At 54.4% G+C, this 18828-nt stretch carries 19 protein-coding genes; 7 read left to right on the forward strand and 12 right to left on the reverse strand.

Annotated features, from left to right (window positions below):
- Positions 1 to 138 precede the first annotated feature (138 nt).
- The 11 genes from hydN to hycA all read right to left on the reverse strand — a co-directional run bounded on the left by hydN (position 139) and on the right by hycA (position 9560).
- Positions 139 to 666, reverse strand: a complete 528-nt coding sequence (hydN, locus tag H9644_RS05880; RefSeq protein WP_001078777.1) for an electron transport protein HydN — start codon at positions 664 to 666, stop codon at positions 139 to 141.
- A 233-nt stretch (positions 667 to 899) separates the two neighbouring features.
- Positions 900 to 1655, reverse strand: coding sequence for a hypothetical protein (locus H9644_RS05885; RefSeq protein WP_064528068.1), 756 nt, complete (start codon positions 1653 to 1655; stop codon positions 900 to 902).
- Positions 1656 to 1697: 42 nt separating this feature from the next.
- Complete coding sequence (gene hycI / locus H9644_RS05890; protein ID WP_064528070.1) at positions 1698 to 2168, reverse strand: hydrogenase maturation peptidase HycI; 471 nt, start codon at positions 2166 to 2168, stop codon at positions 1698 to 1700.
- Complete coding sequence (gene hycH, locus H9644_RS05895; RefSeq protein WP_064528072.1) at positions 2161 to 2571, reverse strand: formate hydrogenlyase assembly protein HycH; 411 nt, start codon at positions 2569 to 2571, stop codon at positions 2161 to 2163. The genes hycI and hycH overlap by 8 nt, the downstream gene beginning before the upstream one ends.
- On the reverse strand, positions 2568 to 3335 hold the full coding sequence (hycG, locus tag H9644_RS05900) for a formate hydrogenlyase subunit HycG (protein WP_191773724.1): 768 nt from the start codon (positions 3333 to 3335) through the stop codon (positions 2568 to 2570). Before hycG ends, hycH begins: the two co-directional genes overlap by 4 nt.
- Positions 3335 to 3877 carry a formate hydrogenlyase subunit HycF gene (gene hycF / locus H9644_RS05905; protein WP_000493785.1) on the reverse strand — a complete coding sequence of 181 codons (543 nt, stop codon included), beginning with the start codon at positions 3875 to 3877 and terminating at the stop codon, positions 3335 to 3337. The genes hycG and hycF overlap by 1 nt, the downstream gene beginning before the upstream one ends.
- Positions 3878 to 3886: 9 nt before the next feature.
- Positions 3887 to 5596, reverse strand: a complete 1710-nt coding sequence (hycE, locus tag H9644_RS05910) for a formate hydrogenlyase subunit HycE (RefSeq protein ID WP_001288118.1) — start codon at positions 5594 to 5596, stop codon at positions 3887 to 3889.
- A gap of 17 nt (positions 5597 to 5613) precedes the next feature.
- Positions 5614 to 6537, reverse strand: coding sequence for a formate hydrogenlyase subunit HycD (gene hycD, locus H9644_RS05915; RefSeq protein ID WP_191773726.1), 924 nt, complete (start codon positions 6535 to 6537; stop codon positions 5614 to 5616).
- 2 nt (positions 6538 to 6539) lie between these two features.
- Entirely contained in the window at positions 6540 to 8366 is a 1827-nt protein-coding gene (hycC, locus tag H9644_RS05920) for a formate hydrogenlyase subunit 3 (RefSeq protein ID WP_191773728.1), read from the reverse strand.
- Positions 8363 to 8974: a formate hydrogenlyase subunit HycB gene (hycB, locus tag H9644_RS05925; protein WP_059268566.1), complete on the reverse strand. Its 612-nt coding sequence runs from the start codon at positions 8972 to 8974 to the stop codon at positions 8363 to 8365. The genes hycC and hycB overlap by 4 nt, the downstream gene beginning before the upstream one ends.
- Positions 8975 to 9098: 124 nt before the next feature.
- Positions 9099 to 9560, reverse strand: coding sequence for a formate hydrogenlyase regulator HycA (gene hycA / locus H9644_RS05930; RefSeq protein ID WP_064528080.1), 462 nt, complete (start codon positions 9558 to 9560; stop codon positions 9099 to 9101).
- A 212-nt stretch (positions 9561 to 9772) separates the two neighbouring features.
- Between hycA and hypA the strand changes: the two genes are divergently transcribed.
- The 6 genes from hypA (at position 9773) to flhA (ending at position 15540) form a co-directional block, all read left to right on the forward strand.
- Positions 9773 to 10123, forward strand: coding sequence for a hydrogenase maturation nickel metallochaperone HypA (hypA, locus tag H9644_RS05935; RefSeq protein ID WP_001516945.1), 351 nt, complete (start codon positions 9773 to 9775; stop codon positions 10121 to 10123).
- 3 nt (positions 10124 to 10126) lie between these two features.
- Complete coding sequence (gene hypB / locus H9644_RS05940; RefSeq protein WP_191773730.1) at positions 10127 to 10999, forward strand: hydrogenase nickel incorporation protein HypB; 873 nt, start codon at positions 10127 to 10129, stop codon at positions 10997 to 10999.
- Positions 10990 to 11262 (forward strand): hydrogenase 3 maturation protein HypC, encoded by a 273-nt coding sequence (hypC, locus tag H9644_RS05945; RefSeq protein ID WP_000334881.1) that lies wholly within the window; start codon positions 10990 to 10992, stop codon positions 11260 to 11262. Before hypB ends, hypC begins: the two co-directional genes overlap by 10 nt.
- Positions 11262 to 12383, forward strand: coding sequence for a hydrogenase formation protein HypD (hypD, locus tag H9644_RS05950; RefSeq protein ID WP_064528083.1), 1122 nt, complete (start codon positions 11262 to 11264; stop codon positions 12381 to 12383). The genes hypC and hypD overlap by 1 nt, the downstream gene beginning before the upstream one ends.
- Positions 12380 to 13390, forward strand: coding sequence for a hydrogenase maturation carbamoyl dehydratase HypE (hypE, locus tag H9644_RS05955; RefSeq protein ID WP_191773739.1), 1011 nt, complete (start codon positions 12380 to 12382; stop codon positions 13388 to 13390). The genes hypD and hypE overlap by 4 nt, the downstream gene beginning before the upstream one ends.
- A 71-nt stretch (positions 13391 to 13461) precedes the next feature.
- A complete protein-coding gene (gene flhA, locus H9644_RS05960) occupies positions 13462 to 15540 on the forward strand; it encodes a formate hydrogenlyase transcriptional activator FlhA (RefSeq protein ID WP_191773742.1) in 2079 nt (692 codons plus the stop codon).
- Positions 15541 to 15576: 36 nt separating this feature from the next.
- On the opposite strand, the gene H9644_RS05965 is transcribed toward flhA, so the two are convergent.
- Positions 15577 to 15930 carry a nitrous oxide-stimulated promoter family protein gene (locus H9644_RS05965; RefSeq protein WP_191773745.1) on the reverse strand — a complete coding sequence of 118 codons (354 nt, stop codon included), beginning with the start codon at positions 15928 to 15930 and terminating at the stop codon, positions 15577 to 15579.
- A 286-nt stretch (positions 15931 to 16216) separates the two neighbouring features.
- Between H9644_RS05965 and mutS the strand changes: the two genes are divergently transcribed.
- Positions 16217 to 18778: a DNA mismatch repair protein MutS gene (mutS, locus tag H9644_RS05970; RefSeq protein ID WP_064528097.1), complete on the forward strand. Its 2562-nt coding sequence runs from the start codon at positions 16217 to 16219 to the stop codon at positions 18776 to 18778.
- The last annotated feature ends 50 nt before the right edge of the window (positions 18779 to 18828 follow it).

Raw genomic sequence — 18828 nt, forward strand, 5'->3', positions numbered from 1 at the left:
CATCATGAATTGCGTAACCCGCCCTGCCGGACACGACCGCATCGCATCCGGCAGTCACAGGTCGGCGATATCGCCCACTCCGTATTCTACGAATATTTCCGGGAATTCCTTTGATGCCAGAACAGTTCTGTAAGATTTTTAGAACATCAGCGCTGTGCGGCGGCGTTTTTCTGCGCTCAACTGTTCAAGTTTATTACGATCGACACAAATCAGCGCATGGGTCGGGCAAGCCGCCATACACGCCGGGCCGTCTTCACGATGGTTACAGAGGTCGCATTTATTAGCTTCGGCTTTGTCAGCTCGTACGTTAAGTCCCGCGCCGCTGTTGCGAATCACCGGACGCACCACCACTTCCATCGCGCCATACGGGCAAGCCACAACGCAGGTTTTGCAACCAATGCAGCGTTCCTGCATCACATGAACAAACCCTTTATCACGGCTGATAGCACCATTCGGGCAGACGTTAGCGCACGGTGCATCTTCACACTGACGGCAGACTGTCGCCGTGGAAATGTTCACACCTTTAATGACATGGATACGCGGTAAAAAAGTTTCCGGGGTCAGCGATGCACAGTCCTGATTTTCCTGATGAGAAACCACGCACGCCACTTCACAGGTACGGCAACCAATACATTTACTCGCGTCAGCAATGATGAAACGGTTCATCAAATTCTCCAGCAATGACAGTTAATGCGCCGATACATACACAAATCATGCCAATTCTTAATTGACTGTTATTTAAGGAAATTAAATTCTGTGGTGCAGGAAAAACGATGTCATCGACACTAGTGACGATGACATGTGATGACAGTGTTTATCGCAAAAGAGCAATGAGGGAGTCGCGGTGGATCAGTGTAGGCCCGATAAGCGTAGCGCATCGGGCAATCTGGCGTTTGCCATTAGTTCTGATTCACCCCATCAAGAACATCCCCCGTTATCAAACAACGTTGCGTCAGCGTCAGATCTTCCGTTTGCGGGTCGCGTCCAGCGATGGGTTTGAGAACGAGTTTACGGTTGGGGGTATAAGTAAAACGCGTGAGTGCGGGATAGCTTAACTTACCAAACCAGCCGTGAATACGCTGCCATTTGGCGTCTTTTACCTGATACAAACTGGTTAGCCAGTAACCGGAATCAAACTGCATATCCAGCAATTGCGTGTGACCATTACCTTGCAAATCCAGCAAATCATCAACGCCAGTTTCGCTTGCGGTGTAGAATCCCCAGGGTTCAAAGACACAGGGACGACCTTCGTGTGTGAACGTCAACAGGATTAAATGTGCATAAGGAGCCAGACCATTACCGGCACTGGGTAACCAGATAACCAGATCCTGAATGCCGTTACGATCAAGATCGGCGCGATAGAGTTGCCCATTGCCCGCCATGTTTGCCAGCATACCCACAGGCACAGTCCAGGATTTACCGGCGCGGTCTTTTGCGGTTAATTGCCAGTCATCCTCTTCATTTGGCATCTTCTCAAGCGTCACGCCAGCAACGCCGACTTTTCTAAAATGCCAGTTTTGCTCGGTATAATAAGGCATAGTCAGGAGAGGTATCAGCGCCCGCTTTTGCGCGTATTCGCTGTCACTCATTGGCAGATATTCGGTAAAGCTGGTGGCCTGCGCAGGCAACACTAAGCTCAATAAAAAAGCGCACATCCCTGTCCTGATTTTCAATTCCCTGTATTCCTTACTGAAAAACTACTCTTCTTCTACCGCTAACTGCGCGAAGCCGCCGTTTCCTTCCCAGCCTTCCAGTCGCTGATAAACCGTTTCTACCGCATCTTTAATCGGCTGGGTCATCGGGTAGTAAAAACCGACGATATCCGGCTGGATGCCGAGGAAAATCACTTCGCCAACGTCTTCTTTCAACTGGTCGATGAGATAGTTCAGCGGCATGTTATGGGTAGTCATCATAAACATCTCGGCGATGTCATCCGGGTCGATAATGCGGATCTCGCCGGGGTTTAGCCCCATATCCGTGGCGTCGACAATCAGCAGCCGTGTCGGGCGCAGTTCGCGGATGGCGACAATGTCGTTTTCCGGTGCGCTACCGCCGTCAATCACCACCCAGTTACCTTTCGGCGCGGCGGCGCACTTTTCCGCCAGCAGCGGACCTGCGCCATCATCGCCCATCATGCTATTGCCAACACAAAGTAAAACGTCAGTCACGCAGTCTCCTCACCATCAAATAGATGGCGTTTTCCTGATGAATATCATGCAGCATACTTAACAGCATTGTACTCCATTCCTTCTGCTGCGAAGTTTGCGTTGCCCGGGCTTTATCGAATGCGTTGGCCAGCATCGGCACATGGTTAATGTCGATGACGATCTCACCATACTTCGGCACGCCTTCCATTTTGCGGCGGGCTTCGCTGCCCGCCTCCAGAGTAGCAATCCATGCCAGATAGTCATCCCACGGGCAGGTGAGCGCCGCTTCCAGGCAATCGATAACCCCAAGGTGGTGACCAATCGCCAGGCTGTAATAGACCACCTGCTGCGCCTCGGCGGGCGTGGCATCGTTCTCATCAATAAATTTACGGCTCAGTTGACTGAACACCACCTTTTCACTCATCGGATACGCGCCTCTTCAACAACATGATTCAGATGGCTGACAATCTCGTTCAGACGCGGATCGTTTTCCGCTTCCAGCCAGCGTGCAACCTGCTCTTCGCCCTGCCCTAACTGTGTCAGGAAATCATCGGCAATCTGGCGACCATAACGGTAACCCGCCAGGCGGCGTGCTTCGCGATCTACTTTCACGCGCAGCGGCTGCACCATTTCCGGGTGCAGGATTTCTGCCGGTTGCTCATCCAGTTCGCCTGGCTCACGGGCGTGGATTTTCTGCTCCAGCAGGCCGAGCGCCATTGCAAAGCCGTACAGCGTAGCGGCAGGTGTTGGCGGGCAACCTGGAATGTAGACATCCACTGGGACGATTTTATCCGTACCGCCCCACACGCAGTAGAGATCGTGGAAAATGCCGCCACTGTTGCCGCAGGCACCGTAGGAGATACAGATTTTAGGGTCCGGCGCGGACTGCCACGCACGTAGCGCAGGGGATCGCATCGCACGGGTGACCGCGCCGGTAAACAGTAAAATATCCGCATGACGCGGGGACGGAACGACTTTAATGCCGAAGCGTTCTGCATCGAACAGCGGCGAAAGCGTGGCGAAAATCTCTATTTCGCAGCCGTTGCAGCCGCCACAGTCTACGCGGTAAACGTAGGCAGAACGTTTGATTTTTTTCAGTAACGACGCCTTCATGCTGGCGATGGATTCATCCACCGTCATCGGGACCGGAATGCCGTTGGCGTCACGGGGGCCTAATAAATTGCTCATCAGATGGCCTCTTTCATATGGCGAGTCAGTTCAATACGGTCGGACGGCACCAGGCATTTCTGGCGCTTACATTCCGGGCAAGTCTCAAAGCTTTCGCGGTGGTTTTCCGCGCGGCTGTCGCCATTGTGCTTAAGCAGCGCAATGGCGTAATCGATCTCTTTCTGGACGGCGAAAGGACGATTACAGACGCGGCAGTTGCACAGCGCGAAGCGGGACTGTTGCAGGAAGTCTTCTTTCTTCCACACTGCCAGTTCGTACTCTTGCGACAGTTTGATTGCCGCCGTCGGGCAGACTTCTTCACAGCGTCCACAGAAGATGCAGCGCCCGAGATTGAACTCCCACGCCAGCTCGCCGGTGGCGAGGTCAGTTTCAACCGTTAAGGCGTTTGACGGGCAGGCATTGACGCAGGCCGCGCAGCCAATGCACTGCTGCGGGTTCTGCTCTGGCTTACCACGGAAGTTTTTATCAACCGCAATCGGCTCCAGCGGATAAGACGAGGTCGCCGTGCCGGTTTTGATGACTTTTTTGATAAAGGTAAACATGGCGATTCCTTATTTCAGCGGCGAGTTTTTACGCTCAATGCTGTAGCGCTCGAGTTCTTTGTACGGCACCACTTTGCTCTTCTTCTTACGCACATCGACCACGGTCATGCGGTCAGTACAGGAGTAGCAAGGGTCGAGGCTACCGATAATCAGCGGCGCATCGGAAACGGTGTTGCCGCGCAGCATGTAGCGCAGGGTCGGCCAGTTCGCGTAGGTCGCGGCACGGCAGCGCCAGCGGTACAGCTTCTGGTTGTCACCAGTCATGCTCCAGTGGATATCATCGCCACGCGGCGCTTCGGCAAAGCCCAGCGCAAAGCGGTGTGGAATGTAGGTGAATCCTTCCACCGCCAGCGGGCCGCCTGGCAGGTTGTCCAAGCCGTAGTCGATCATATTGAGCGAGGTAAAGACTTCGTTGATACGCACTTTCAGACGTGAAATAACGTCGCAGCCCTGCTCGCTGTGAACTTCCATCGGCAGCAGACCATAACCAACAAACGGGTGATCGGCGCGGGTATCGCGGGCGTGACCGCTGGCGCGAACCATCGGGCCGACGTTACTGAAATCACGGGCGATTTCTGGGTCCAGACGGCCAATGCCGACGGTACGCTGTTCCATGTTTGGCGTACTCAGCAGCACATCCACCAGCTCCTGCACTTCACGACGCATTTGCTGCGCCAGCTGGCGGGTCTGGATCATGTCATCTTTCAGCAGATCGCGACGAATCCCGCCGATCAAGTTCAGACCGTAAGTTTTACGCGCCCCGGTAAGGATCTCCGCCATTTTCATGGAGGATTCGCGCACGCGGAAGAACTGCATAAAGCCGGAGTCAAAGCCAGTGAAGTGGCAGGCGAGGCCAAGGTTGAGCAGATGCGAGTGCAGGCGTTCCACTTCCAGCAGAATGGCGCGGATCATCTGCGCACGCTCTGGCACCTGAATGCCCATCGCGTTTTCCACCGACGTGGTGTAGGCGGTGCTGTGGGCGAAGCCACAGATCCCGCACACACGGTCAGAGAGGAACGTCACTTCGTTATACCCCATGCGGGTTTCCGCCAGTTTTTCCATGCCTCGATGGACATAGAACAGGCGGTAGTCAGCGTCGATAATGTTTTCGCCATCAACGAACAGACGGAAGTGGCCCGGTTCGTCGGAAGTGACGTGCAGCGGACCAATCGGCACGACGTTGTTTTTCTTGTCACCCAGTTCGTTGATGAACTCGTAGGTTTCAGCATCGGTGGTCGGCGCCGGACGCTGACGATAATCCATGCTGTCTTTACGCAGCGGGTAGAGTTCATCCGGCCAGTCATCCGGCAGCACCAGGCGCCGTTCATCCGGCAGTCCAACCGGAATTAAACCGTACATATCGCGCACTTCACGCTCGCCCCAGACCGCCGCCGGAACGCGCGGTGTCACGGACGGATATTCCGGTTTGTTGGCGTCAACTTCAACGCGAACCGTGATCCAACACTTGGTGCCTTTCTCCATCGACAGAACGTAGTAAACGGCGTAATGACCGTTCAGTTTGCGTTCATCGTTACCAAACAGCACCGACAGCCAGCCGCCCTGTTTGTAGTAGAGGAATTCCACCACTTCCGGCAGATAGTTCACCTTCACGGTGACAGTCAGCTGATCTTTCGTCTGCCAGGCGTGGTCCAGCACGACGCCCGGAAATGCCTCATTCAGCGCAGCGAGATAATGTTGACCTAATTTTTCTTCAGACATGCTCAAACTCTCTTTAATCACGCCGCCAGCAAGGAGACGAACGCTAAAAATGCAAAACCAAAACCAGCCCAGGTAATGCGCGGAGTAATATCAAGACGCAGACGGGCCATGCTGTTTTCGAATAGCGCGATAACCAGTACGCCGGCTACCAGTTTGACGATGGCAATCACCAGCGCCAGCAGCAGTCCACCAGCGGTGAAGGTTTCCATTTGTCCCCACGGAATAAACACTCCGACGAACATCTGCAACACCACCAGTTGTTTCAGGCTGATACCCCATTTCATTACGCCAAAACCGCTACCGCTGTATTCAGAGAGCGGGCCTTCCTGCAACTCCTGCTCGGCTTCCGCCAGGTCGAACGGCAGTTTGCCCATTTCGATGAAGGTGGCGAATGCACAGGCACAGAGCGCCAGCACCAGCGGAATGCTCTGGCTCAGAGGCCAGTGATAAACGGTGTCGGTGATGTTGCTGATGTTGGTGGAACCGGCAACCTGCGCGGCGACCCACAGGCCAAGCAGCAACATCGGCTCGACCAGCACACCGAGCATTGCTTCACGGCTCGCGCCGATAGCGGTAAACGGGCTGCCAGTATCCAGACCGGAAATGGCAAAGAAGAAACGCGCGATGGCAAAGAGATACAGTAAGGTGATCAAATCGCCCAGTTGCGGCAGCGGAGAACCGACGGTCACCACTGGCAGCGCGGTAGCGATAGTCAGCATTACGCCCACCATCACATACGGCGTCAGGCGGAACACCCAGCCGGAGGCATCCGGGCCAACACTCTGGCGGCCCAGCAGTTTGATAATGTCGCGATACTCCTGCAACACGCCCGGCCCGCGACGGTTATGCAGACGGGCGCGTGCCACGCGGGTAATACCGGAGAACAGCGGCGCAACGGCAAATAACACCAGCGCCTGAATTAACGGATATAAAACACTCATTCTCAGGCTCCTCGTGAAACAATAATCACCACCAGTACCGCCAGTTCAACCAGCGCCATCCGGCGGAACAGCAACGCACTCCCCTCGCACTGCCAACCCGGCACCAGCGACACCGGATTCAGCCATTTACGCAGTTTCAGCACTGGCGCAAACGCCTGTTTAACCGGCATGGCAAAACCGTGAGCGGTAATCACCATTGATTTTTCGTGGTCGTAGCCGCACACCCAGGCTGCGCCACGGGAACGTGACGGCAGACGGTCGCCTTTGCAAATCGCCATGATGATGAATGGCAGCAGCGGGCAGGCAATCAGCAGCAGTGTGATCATCGGTTGAGAAACGGTGGTGTTGGCAGGCTCCAGCGGCAGAGGTACAGCAGCCGACAGCATTGGCAGCAACCACGGCGCAGCAACACCGCCAATCACGCAGCAAATCGCCAGTGCCACCACGCTGATGCTCATCAGGAGCGGCGCACAGGTGGCGTTTTCGGCTTCTTTGGTACGCGGTGCGCCAAGGAAAGTGACGCCATAGACTTTCGCCATACACATCACCGCCAGCGCCCCGGTAATCGCCAGACCCACGGCGAGCAGCGGCCCCAGCAGACGGGCAACGAAGGTCCCGCTATTACTCAGTTTGAAGAAGGACTGGTAGATAACCCATTCACCAGCAAAACCGTTCAGCGGCGGCAGCGCAGCCATTGCCATCAGCCCGACTAGCATGGCGATAGAGATAACCGGCATTTTCTTGCCAATACCACCCAGTTTTTCGATATCGCGATGACCGGTACGGAACCAGACACTCCCCGCCCCAAGGAACAGTACGCTTTTGAACAGGCTATGGTTAAGCAGATGGTACAGACCACCGACCAGGCCAAGAGCAATCAGCGCCGGTTGTTCGAGCGCAATACCCGTTACACCCGCGCCCAGTCCCAGCAGGATGATGCCGATATTTTCCAGTGTGTGGTAAGCCAGCAGACGCTGGATATTGTGCTCCATCAGCGCATACAGACCGCCGACGAACGCAGTGATCATGCCGAGCACCAGCAGCGCAATTCCCCACCACAGCGGCGCATTACCGCCCAGCAGAGACAGAGTTAAAATACCCAGCAGTCCGATTTTCATCACCACCGTGGAAAACAGCGCCGCAGCTGGCGCAGAGGCGTTAGCATGAGCCTGCGGCACCCAGCCGTGCAGCGGGATAATCCCGGCCAGCAGGCCAAAACCAATCACGCCGAGCAGCCAGATATCGGAACCGAGCGGCAGTTGCTGCACACGCATATCCAGCAGGCGCAGATCCAGCGTGCCGTAACGCTGCCAGACCAGCCAGCAGGCAATCGCCAGCAGTAAAGTACCGAGGCGTCCCAGCGCAAACCACAGTTTGCCCTCTTTGCTGTTGCTGGTGAGGAACACCGCGCACAGAGCCATGATTTCAGCCATTACCACTAACATGCCCAGGTTGCTGGCGATGACGGCACACACGGCGGCAGCCATCAACATATTGATCTGCAAGCCGTTGCATTTCACCTGCGCATGGCGATGCCAGTCAATGTTGTAGAGGCTGACAAACAGACCGCACAGGCCGAGGGTAATCAGCCAAATCGCGTTAAGCGGAGAGATTTGAATATCGAAACTCACCAGCGAAAGCGCGCCGCTCACGCCAACCGCGCCAGTCAGCACGGTGAAACCCGCGGCTGCCGTGTACACGCTACCGACTGCGCCGCCAATTCCGGCAATCCAGCCACTTAGTGCCTTATGAAAAGAAAAGAGAAATGCCAGAACAGCGGCGGCGGCAAACCACGCCACGCCGCTATTGATCAGTGAAATTGCGCTCATTTAGCCTCTCCACTTTGAGCCTGCTGAAACAAGGTGAGATCGCCAAAGTCCGTGTTAAAGGTCAGCTCACGCTTACGTTTGCTGACGCGGGCGATATCGGTGTTATCCACCAGATGCAGGGCTTTGGTTGGGCACATCCGCACACAGGCCGGGCCTTGTTCATCAAAGCTACAAAGGTCACATTTGACGGCGATAGCGCGAATACCCGGCACCCAGTCAAGCAGCGTGCTGACACGCGCCGGAGCAGGCGGTGCCGGTGGCGCTTTCGGGGTATTGGCATTTGCCGGAATATCCAGCGGACGGCTGCCGGAAAACTCAATGGCGCCAAACGGGCAGGCGATGCCGCACAGTTTGCAGCTTACGCACAGACTTTCATTCAGCTGGACTGCACCATCAACACGAGTGATAGCGTTAACCGGGCAGACTACCGCACAGGGCGCATCTTCACAGTGGTGACAGAGCTGCGGCGCAGATTCTTTATCATTAAGCATCACTCTCAGGCGCGGCATAGACTGAAGGCCGTGCTGGCGATGCGTCTCTGAACAGGCGGCCTCACAGGTGTGGCAGCCGATACAGAGCGTGGAGTCAGCAATTACAAAACGATTCACCGGGCATTCCTCAGGTGATTGTCATTTTTGACGAAAACATGCCGATAAAATGTCATTTTCGACACTCATCGACACGCCCATCCCCAAACAGGCATGACGCCTGCAAAACAGACAAAGCTTCAGCTCATGCTGCTGAACTTTGTCCCTTTACCAGTTGGCTTAAACTCACCGGCGTATTGTTCTCAATGGCGGTGTATAAGCTGTCGTAAACACCAGCGATTTTTTCGAGATAGTGTTCCAGAACCTGTTCTCGATTACGGATGTTGACCTTGCCATCAATCATGCCGTCAATACTTAACTGAGCCTGTGCTATCCGCTGTTTATCTTCACCGTCTTTCGTTTCGACGTAGTACTCGATGGTGTGGCTGTTAAAACCATCCGCCAGGGTGACGTAAATGCGAAAATGTTCAAAAAGTACGAAACAGAGTTCTTTATCTGGCGCGCAGCTCATGGCGTGGTGCAGGCGCGCTTTTGATAACGTGATCCCCTGAACCAGCGAATTGCAGTAGATATGCCACTGGTCCTGTAGGCGACGATGCCGCTGTGCGATGTAATCGGCTTTCTCGCTTATTTCCCAAATAGTCATTGTCAGGTTACCCGTTTAACAGAGATGCCTGCCCTTAAGCATTTTCTGTGCCAATTTTTATCTTATTGTTATTTATGTGTTTTCCATAAAATAGTCGACTTTCGACGCCATGACGACGTGTCATTTCGACATCATCGACATTGTTCACATCAGGGATAATCAACACTGGCATAATTATTGCTTGTCACGGGCAACAGTTAATGGGAGGCGATATGCACGAAATAACCCTCTGCCAACGGGCACTGGAATTGATTGAACAACAGGCCGCAAAGCACGGCGCAAAACGCGTAACTGGGGTCTGGCTCAAAATTGGCGCATTTTCTTGTGTCGAAACCAGCTCTCTTGCCTTTTGTTTTGATCTGGTTTGCCGTGGCAGCGTGGCAGAAGGTTGTAAACTGCACCTCGAAGAACAAGAGGCCGAATGCTGGTGTGAAACATGCCAGCAATATGTGACGCTACTGACCCAGCGCGTCCGCCGCTGTCCACAGTGTCATGGCGACATGCTGCGCATTGTGGCAGACGACGGTTTACAGATTCGGCGGATAGAAATAGACCAGGAGTGAGCGATGTGTACAACATGCGGTTGCGGTGAAGGCAACCTGTATATCGAGGGTGATGAACATAACCCTCATTCCGCGTTTCGTAGCGCACCTTTTGCCCCGGCGGCACGGCCGAAGATGAAAATCACCGGCATTAAAGCGCCTGAATTTACCCCCAGCCAGACCGAAGAAGGCGACCTGCATTATGGTCACGGTGAAGCTGGCACTCACGCGCCGGGTATGAGCCAGCGTCGGATGCTGGAAGTCGAAATTGACGTGCTGGACAAAAACAACCGTCTGGCTGAACGCAACCGCGCGCGCTTTGCTGCCCGTAATCAACTGGTGCTCAACCTGGTATCCAGTCCTGGTTCCGGTAAAACCACGCTGCTGACTGAAACCTTAATGCGCCTGAAAGATAGCGTTCCGTGTGCGGTGATTGAAGGCGACCAGCAAACCGTGAACGATGCCGCCCGCATTCGCGCTACCGGCACACCAGCGATTCAGGTGAATACCGGTAAAGGCTGCCATCTTGATGCCCAGATGATTGCTGATGCCGCTCCGCGCCTGCCACTGGACGATAACGGCATTCTGTTTATCGAAAACGTTGGTAACCTCGTATGCCCGGCCAGTTTCGATCTGGGTGAAAAACATAAAGTGGCGGTGCTCTCGGTCACTGAGGGTGAAGATAAGCCGCTGAAATATCCGCATATGTTTGCCGCCGCCTCACTGATGCTGCTCAACAAAGTTGATTTGCTGCCGTATCTCAACTTTGACGTTCAGAAGTGCATCGCCTGCGCCCGCGAAGTGAACCCAGAAATTGAAATCATCCTCATTTCCGCTACCAGCGGCGAAGGGATGGACCAGTGGCTGAACTGGCTGGAGGCACAGCGATGTGCATAGGCGTTCCTGGCCAGATTCGCACCATTGACGGCAACCAGGCGAAAGTCGACGTCTGCGGCATTCAGCGCGATGTCGACCTAACGCTAGTCGGCAGTTGCGATGAAAACGGTCAGCCGCGCGTAGGCCAGTGGGTACTGGTCCACGTTGGTTTTGCCATGAGCGTAATTAATGAAGCCGAAGCGCGGGACACTCTCGATGCCTTACAAAATATGTTTGACGTTGAGCCGGATGTCGGCGCGCTGTTGTATGGCGAGGAAAAATAATGCGTTTTGTTGATGAATATCGCGCGCCGGAACAGGTGATGCAGTTAATTGAGCATCTGCGCGAACGTGCTTCACATCTTTCATACACTGCCGACCGCCCGCTGCGCATTATGGAAGTATGCGGCGGTCATACCCACGCCATCTTTAAATTCGGCCTGGACCAATTACTGCCTGAAAATGTTGAGTTTATCCACGGACCTGGTTGCCCGGTGTGTGTACTGCCAATGGGCAGAATCGACACCTGCGTGGAGATTGCCAGCCATCCGGAAGTGATTTTCTGTACCTTTGGCGACGCCATGCGCGTACCGGGGAAACAGGGATCGCTGTTGCAGGCAAAAGCACGCGGTGCCGATGTGCGCATCGTCTACTCGCCAATGGATGCGTTGAAACTGGCGCAGGAGAACCCAACCCGCAAAGTGGTGTTCTTCGGCTTAGGGTTTGAAACCACCATGCCGACCACGGCTATCACTCTGCAACAGGCAAAAGCCCGCGATGTGCAGAACTTTTACTTTTTCTGTCAGCATATTACGCTGATCCCTACGCTGCGCAGTTTGCTGGAACAACCCGATAACGGCATCGACGCGTTTCTCGCGCCGGGTCACGTCAGTATGGTGATTGGCACCGACGCCTATAATTTTATCGCCAGTGATTTTCATCGTCCTCTGGTGGTCGCTGGATTCGAACCACTTGATCTACTGCAAGGCGTGGTGATGCTGGTGGAGCAGAAAATAGCGGACCACAGCAAGGTTGAGAATCAGTACCGGCGGGTGGTGCCAGATGCGGGTAATTTGCTGGCACAACAGGCGATTGCTGACGTCTTCTGCGTCAATGGCGACAGCGAATGGCGCGGCCTTGGGGTGATCGAATCTTCTGGCGTGCACCTGACGCCGGATTATCAACGATTCGATGCCGAAGCCCATTTCCGCCCGGCACCGCAGCAGGTTTGCGATGACCCGCGCGCACGTTGTGGTGAAGTATTGACCGGCAAATGTAAGCCGCATCAATGCCCGCTGTTTGGTAACACTTGTAATCCTCAAACCGCGTTCGGCGCACTTATGGTTTCCTCCGAAGGAGCATGTGCCGCATGGTATCAGTATCGTCAGCAGGAGAGTGAAGCGTGAATAATATCCAACTCGCCCACGGCAGCGGCGGCCAGGCGATGCAGCAATTAATCAACAGCCTGTTTATGGAGGCGTTTGCTAATCCGTGGCTGGCAGAACAGGAAGATCAGGCACGTCTTGACCTGGCGCAATTAATGGCAGAAGGCGACCGTCTGGCGTTCTCTACCGACAGCTACGTCATTGACCCGCTGTTCTTCCCTGGGGGAAATATTGGCAAGTTGGCAATTTGCGGTACGGCCAATGACGTTGCGGTCAGCGGCGCTATCCCACGCTATCTCTCCTGTGGATTTATCCTTGAAGAAGGATTACCGATGGAGACGCTGAAAGCGGTAGTTACCAGCATGGCAGAAACCGCCCGTGCGGCAGGAATCTCCATCGTCACTGGCGATACTAAAGTAGTACAGCGTGGGGCGGCGGATAAACTGTTTATCAATACTGCCGGCATGGGTGCGATCCCGGCGAATATTCACTGGGGAGCACAAACGCTTACCGCAGGCGATGTTCTGCTGGTTAGCGGTACGCTCGGCGACCACGGGGCAACTATCCTTAACCTGCGCGAGCAGCTGGGGCTGGACGGCGAACTGGTCAGCGATTGCGCAGTGCTGACGCCGCTGATTCAGACGCTGCGCGACATTCCCGGTGTGAAAGCGCTGCGCGATGCTACCCGTGGTGGAGTGAACGCGGTAGTTCATGAGTTCGCGGCAACCTGTGGTTGCGGTATTGAACTTTCAGAAGCAGCGCTGCCGGTTAAACCTGCCGTGCGTGGCGTTTGCGAATTGCTGGGACTGGACGCCCTCAACTTTGCCAACGAAGGTAAGCTGGTGATTGCCGTAGAGCGTAACGCGGCAGAGCAAGTGCTGGCGGCGCTGCGTTCCCACCCACTGGGACAAGATGCGGCATTAATTGGCGAAGTGGTTGAGCGTAAAGGTGTTCGTCTCGCTGGACTTTATGGCGTGAAACGAACTCTCGATCTACCACATGCCGAACCGCTACCTCGTATATGCTAATAAAAATATAGCCCCTGGAATTTGTCATTTACCTTTTGCACCGCTTAGCGGTGCTTTCCTGGAAGAACAACATGTCGTATACACCGATGAGTGATCTCGGGCAACAAGGGTTGTTCGACATCACTCGGACACTATTGCAGCAGCCCGATCTGGCCTCGCTGTGTGAGGCTCTTTCGCAACTGGTAAAGCGTTCTGCGCTCGCCGACAACGCAGCTATTGTGTTGTGGCAAGCGCAGGCTCAACGTGCGACTTATTACGCGTCGCGTGACAAAGACAATCCCATTAAATACGAAGACGAAACCATTCTGGCACATGGTCCGGTGCGCAGCATTTTATCGCGTCCTGACACACTGCACTGCAGCTACGAAGAGTTTTGTGACACCTGGCCGCAACTGGCCGAGAGCGGGCTATACCCCAAATTTGGTCACTATTGCCTGATGCCGCAGGCAGCGGAAGGACATATTTTTGGCGGCTGTGAATTTATTCGTTATGACGATCGTCCGTGGAGCGAAAAAGAGTTCAATCGACTGCAAACATTTACGCAGATTGTTTCTGTTGTCAGCGAGCAAATTCAGAGCCGCGTCATCAATAATGTCGACTACGAACTGCTATGCCGGGAACGGGATAACTTCCGCATCCTGGTTGCCATCACCAACGCGGTACTTTCCCGCCTGGATATGGACGAGCTGGTCAGCGAAGTGGCTAAAGAAATCCACTACTACTTCGATATCGACGATATCAGCATCGTTTTACGCAGCGACCGCAAAAACAAACTCAACATTTATTCCACTCACTATCTGGATAAACAGCATCCTGCCCACGAACAGAGCGAAGTTGATGAGGCCGGAACTCTCACTGAGCGCGTATTCAAAAGCAAAGAGATGCTGCTGATTAATCTCCACGAACGAGATGATTTAGCCCCTTACGAACGCATGTTGTTCGACACCTGGGGCAACCAGATTCAAACCTTGTGCCTGTTACCGCTGATGTCTGGTAAAACCATGCTGGGCGTGCTGAAACTGGCGCAGTGCGAAGAGAAAACGTTTACCACCACCAACCTGAGTTTGCTGCGCCAGATTGCCGAACGAGTGGCAATCGCTGTCGATAACGCCCTCGCCTACCAGGAAATCCATCGCCTGAAAGAGCGCCTGGTTGATGAAAACCTTGCTCTGACTGAACAGCTCAATAATGTGGATAGTGAATTTGGCGAGATTATTGGTCGCAGCGAAGCCATGTATAGCGTGCTCAAGCAGGTTGAGATGGTAGCGCAAAGCGACAGCACCGTACTCATTCTTGGTGAAACGGGGACGGGTAAGGAACTGATTGCCCGCGCGATCCACAATCTTAGCAACCGTAATGGTCGGCGAATGGTGAAGATGAACTGCGCCGCCATGCCTGCGGGACTGCTGGAAAGCGATCTGTTCGGTCATGAGCGTGGTGCCTTTACTGGTGCCAGCGCCCAGCGCATCGGTCGTTTTGAACTGGCGGATAAAAGCTCGCTGTTCCTTGATGAAGTGGGCGATATGCCGCTGGAGTTACAGCCGAAATTGCTGCGCGTATTGCAGGAACAGGAGTTTGAACGCCTCGGCAGCAACAAAATCATTCAAACAGACGTGCGTTTAATCGCCGCGACTAACCGCGATCTGAAAAAAATGGTCGCCGACCGCGAGTTCCGTAGCGATCTCTATTACCGCCTGAATGTCTTCCCGATCCACCTGCCGCCGCTGCGCGAGCGTCCGGAAGATATTCCGCTGCTGGCGAAAGCCTTTACCTTCAAAATTGCCCGTCGCCTGGGGCGCAATATCGACAGCATTCCTGCCGAGACGCTGCGCATATTGAGCAACATGGAATGGCCGGGTAACGTGCGCGAGCTGGAAAATGTTATTGAGCGCGCGGTACTGCTGACTCGCGGTAACGTTCTACAACTCTCTTTACCCGATATCTCACTGCCAGAACCTGAAACGCCGCCGGCCGCGACGGTCGTCGCTCAGGAAGGCGAAGATGAATATCAACTGATTGTCCGCGTATTAAAAGAGACTAACGGCGTAGTCGCGGGTCCGAAAGGCGCTGCGCAACGTCTGGGGTTAAAACGCACCACCTTGCTGTCACGGATGAAACGGCTGGGGATTGATAAAGCGGCATTGGTTTAATCGTCTAGTGCCGGACAGGAAGATCTATCCGGCACGCTATTCACGTGGTTTTTTCGGGCGATATTTTTCCGGCAGTTCCGGCACCGGACGCTTATCATCAATCAGATGACGCACGGTTAAGATCGGATGACGCCACAGCATTCGCGGCCCCGCCCAACGCATAATCTGCTTCATCTCCTCACGCTTTGCAGGCTGATAACAGTGCACCGGGCACTGCTTACAGGCCGGTTTCTCTTCGCCAAACACACATTTATCCAGCCGTTTCTGCGCGTAAGCAAACAGCTCCTCGTAATGCTCCGGCTCGGCTGACGCCTCCGGGCATTGCGCTTGATAAAGATCGATCATTTTTTTAATCGTCAGTTTTTCACGAGAGATACGCTTGCCGGACATGCTGCCTCCACACTCTTAAGATGCATTTATATTACAACTTAATTTTAAAGGGGACTATGGCTCTGAAGGAGGAGGTTTCTTCAACCAACGCAATGTTGTACGCCTTCTTCACAGTCAACAAACAAACGCTGTAAAGCAGCATTTTTCCCGGAACCGACATCAAGAACTCACCTTTCGCGTCTTCCCCTGAAATGATTAACTCCGGTATCATGTGCGCCTTATGTGATTACAACGAAAATAAAAACCATCACACTACATTTAACATCAGGGAACCGGACCTAACTCCATGAGTGTAATAGAAAATTTCGACGCCCATACACCGATGATGCAGCAGTATCTCAAGCTGAAAGCCCAGCATCCTGAGATCCTGCTGTTCTACCGGATGGGTGACTTTTACGAGCTGTTTTATGACGACGCAAAACGAGCGTCGCAGCTGCTGGATATTTCACTGACTAAACGCGGCGCATCTGCGGGCGAGCCGATCCCGATGGCAGGTATTCCCTACCATGCAGTGGAAAACTATCTCGCCAAACTGGTGAATCAGGGCGAGTCGGTTGCTATATGCGAACAGATTGGCGACCCGGCGACCAGCAAAGGGCCGGTTGAGCGCAAAGTTGTACGAATCGTCACGCCAGGGACTATCAGCGATGAAGCCCTGTTGCAGGAGCGTCAGGACAACCTACTGGCGGCTATCTGGCAGGACAGCAAAGGCTTCGGTTACGCGACGCTGGATATCAGTTCCGGTCGTTTTCGTCTGAGCGAACCGGCTGACCGCGAAACGATGGCGGCAGAACTGCAACGCACCAATCCGGCGGAGCTGCTTTATGCAGAAGATTTCGCCGAGATGTCGTTGATTGAAGGTCGTCGCGGCCTGCGCCGCCGTCCGCTGTGGGAGTTTGAAATCGACACCGCGCGTCAGCAGTTAAACCTGCAATTTGGCACTCGGGATCTGATTGGTTTTGGCGTCGAGAACGCACCACGCGGGCTTTGTGCTGCCGGTTGCCTGTTGCAGTATGCGAAAGATACCCAACGCACCACCCTGCCGCATATTCGTTCTATCACTATGGAACGTGAGCAGGACAGCATCATTATGGATGCTGCGACACGTCGTAACCTGGAGATCACCCAGAACCTGGCGGGCGGTGTGGAGAATACGCTGGCCTCCGTGCTCGATTGCACCGTCACACCGATGGGTAGTCGTATGCTGAAACGCTGGCTGCATATGCCAGTGCGCGACACCCGCGTGTTACTTGAGCGCCAGCAAACTATTGGCGCATTGCAGGATTTCACCGCCGAGTTACAGCCGGTACTGCGTCAGGTCGGCGATCTGGAACGTATTCTGGCACGTCTGGCATTACGTACCGCTCGCCCGCGCGATCTGGCTCGTATGCGTCATGCCTTCCAGCAACTGCCGGAACTGCGCGCGCAGTTAGAAACTGTCGATAGTGCACCGGTACAGGCGCTGCGTGAAAAAATGGGCGAGTTTGCCGAGCTGCGTGACCTGCTGGAGCGGGCAATTATCGAGACACCGCCAGTGCTGGTGCGCGACGGTGGCGTCATCGCTCCAGGCTATAACGAAGAACTGGATGAGTGGCGTGCGCTGGCTGACGGCGCGACCGATTATCTGGAGCGTCTGGAAATCCGCGAGCGCGAACGCACCGGTCTGGACACGCTGAAAGTTGGCTTTAACGCGGTGCACGGCTATTACATTCAGATTAGCCGTGGACAAAGCCACCTCGCGCCAATCAACTATATGCGCCGCCAGACGCTGAAAAACGCCGAACGCTATATTATTCCGGAGTTGAAAGAGTACGAAGACAAAGTCCTCACTTCAAAAGGTAAAGCGCTGGCGCTTGAAAAACAACTTTATGAAGAGCTGTTCGACCTGCTGTTGCCGCATCTGGAAGCGTTGCAGCAGAGCGCGAGCGCGCTGGCAGAACTCGACGTGCTGGTGAACCTTGCCGAACGCGCGTATACGCTGAACTACACCTGCCCGACCTTTATCGACAAACCGGGCATTCGCATTACTGAAGGCCGCCATCCGGTGGTTGAACAGGTACTGAATGAACCGTTTATCGCCAACCCGCTGAATCTGTCGCCGCAGCGTCGCATGTTGATCATTACTGGTCCGAATATGGGCGGTAAAAGTACCTATATGCGCCAGACTGCACTGATAGCGCTAATGGCGTATATCGGCAGTTACGTACCTGCACAAAGCGTGGAAATTGGCCCGATTGACCGTATCTTCACCCGCGTAGGCGCAGCGGACGATCTGGCTTCCGGACGTTCAACCTTTATGGTGGAGATGACCGAAACCGCCAATATTTTGCATAACGCCACCGAGTACAGTCTGGTGTTGATGGATGAGATTGGACGCGGGACATCCACTTACGATGGTCTGTCGCTGGCATGGGCGTGTGCGGAAAATCTGGCGAACAAGATTAAAGCGTTGACGCTGTTTGCCACCCACTATTTCGAGCTGACCCAACTGCCGGAGAAAATGGAAGGCGTCGCCAACGTGCATCTCGATGCGCTGGAGCACGGCGACACCATCGCCTTTATGCACAGCGTGCAGGACGGCGCAGCGAGCAAAAGCTACGGTCTGGCGGTTGCTGCGCTGGCAGGCGTGCCGAAAGATGTGATTAAGCGCGCGCGGCAAAAACTGCGTGAACTGGAGAGCATTTCGCCGAACGCCGCCGCTACACAAGTGGATGGTACGCAAATGTCTTTGCTGTCAGTACCGGAAGAAACCTCGCCAGCGGTCGAAGCACTGGAAAATCTCGACCCAGATTCACTGACCCCGCGTCAGGCGCTGGAGTGGATTTATCGCTTGAAGAGTCTGGTGTAAAAATAATTCCCGATAGTCATTTGCTATCGGGAATATTAACGACAACTGAC

Origin of the sequence: Escherichia whittamii, assembly GCF_014836715.1 — a bacterium.
GTDB classification, from domain to species: Bacteria; Pseudomonadota; Gammaproteobacteria; order Enterobacterales; family Enterobacteriaceae; genus Escherichia; species Escherichia whittamii.

What these genes read in the sequence shown, in the direction of transcription:
- hycE (WP_001288118.1), bottom strand. Translation starts at nt 5,596, where the DNA reads ATGTCTGAAGAAAAATTAGGTCAACATTATCTCGCTGCGCTGAATGAG.
- hypC (WP_000334881.1), top strand. Translation starts at nt 10,990, where the DNA reads ATGTGCATAGGCGTTCCTGGCCAGATTCGCACCATTGACGGCAACCAG.
- hycC (WP_191773728.1), bottom strand. Translation starts at nt 8,366, where the DNA reads ATGAGCGCAATTTCACTGATCAATAGCGGCGTGGCGTGGTTTGCCGCC.
- hycH (WP_064528072.1), bottom strand. Translation starts at nt 2,571, where the DNA reads ATGAGTGAAAAGGTGGTGTTCAGTCAACTGAGCCGTAAATTTATTGAT.
- H9644_RS05885 (WP_064528068.1), bottom strand. Translation starts at nt 1,655, where the DNA reads ATGTGCGCTTTTTTATTGAGCTTAGTGTTGCCTGCGCAGGCCACCAGC.
- hypA (WP_001516945.1), top strand. Translation starts at nt 9,773, where the DNA reads ATGCACGAAATAACCCTCTGCCAACGGGCACTGGAATTGATTGAACAA.
- hydN (WP_001078777.1), bottom strand. Translation starts at nt 666, where the DNA reads ATGAACCGTTTCATCATTGCTGACGCGAGTAAATGTATTGGTTGCCGT.
- hypD (WP_064528083.1), top strand. Translation starts at nt 11,262, where the DNA reads ATGCGTTTTGTTGATGAATATCGCGCGCCGGAACAGGTGATGCAGTTA.
- hypB (WP_191773730.1), top strand. Translation starts at nt 10,127, where the DNA reads ATGTGTACAACATGCGGTTGCGGTGAAGGCAACCTGTATATCGAGGGT.
- flhA (WP_191773742.1), top strand. Translation starts at nt 13,462, where the DNA reads ATGTCGTATACACCGATGAGTGATCTCGGGCAACAAGGGTTGTTCGAC.
- hycD (WP_191773726.1), bottom strand. Translation starts at nt 6,537, where the DNA reads ATGAGTGTTTTATATCCGTTAATTCAGGCGCTGGTGTTATTTGCCGTT.
- hycG (WP_191773724.1), bottom strand. Translation starts at nt 3,335, where the DNA reads ATGAGCAATTTATTAGGCCCCCGTGACGCCAACGGCATTCCGGTCCCG.
- H9644_RS05965 (WP_191773745.1), bottom strand. Translation starts at nt 15,930, where the DNA reads ATGTCCGGCAAGCGTATCTCTCGTGAAAAACTGACGATTAAAAAAATG.
- hycA (WP_064528080.1), bottom strand. Translation starts at nt 9,560, where the DNA reads ATGACTATTTGGGAAATAAGCGAGAAAGCCGATTACATCGCACAGCGG.
- hycF (WP_000493785.1), bottom strand. Translation starts at nt 3,877, where the DNA reads ATGTTTACCTTTATCAAAAAAGTCATCAAAACCGGCACGGCGACCTCG.
- mutS (WP_064528097.1), top strand. Translation starts at nt 16,217, where the DNA reads ATGAGTGTAATAGAAAATTTCGACGCCCATACACCGATGATGCAGCAG.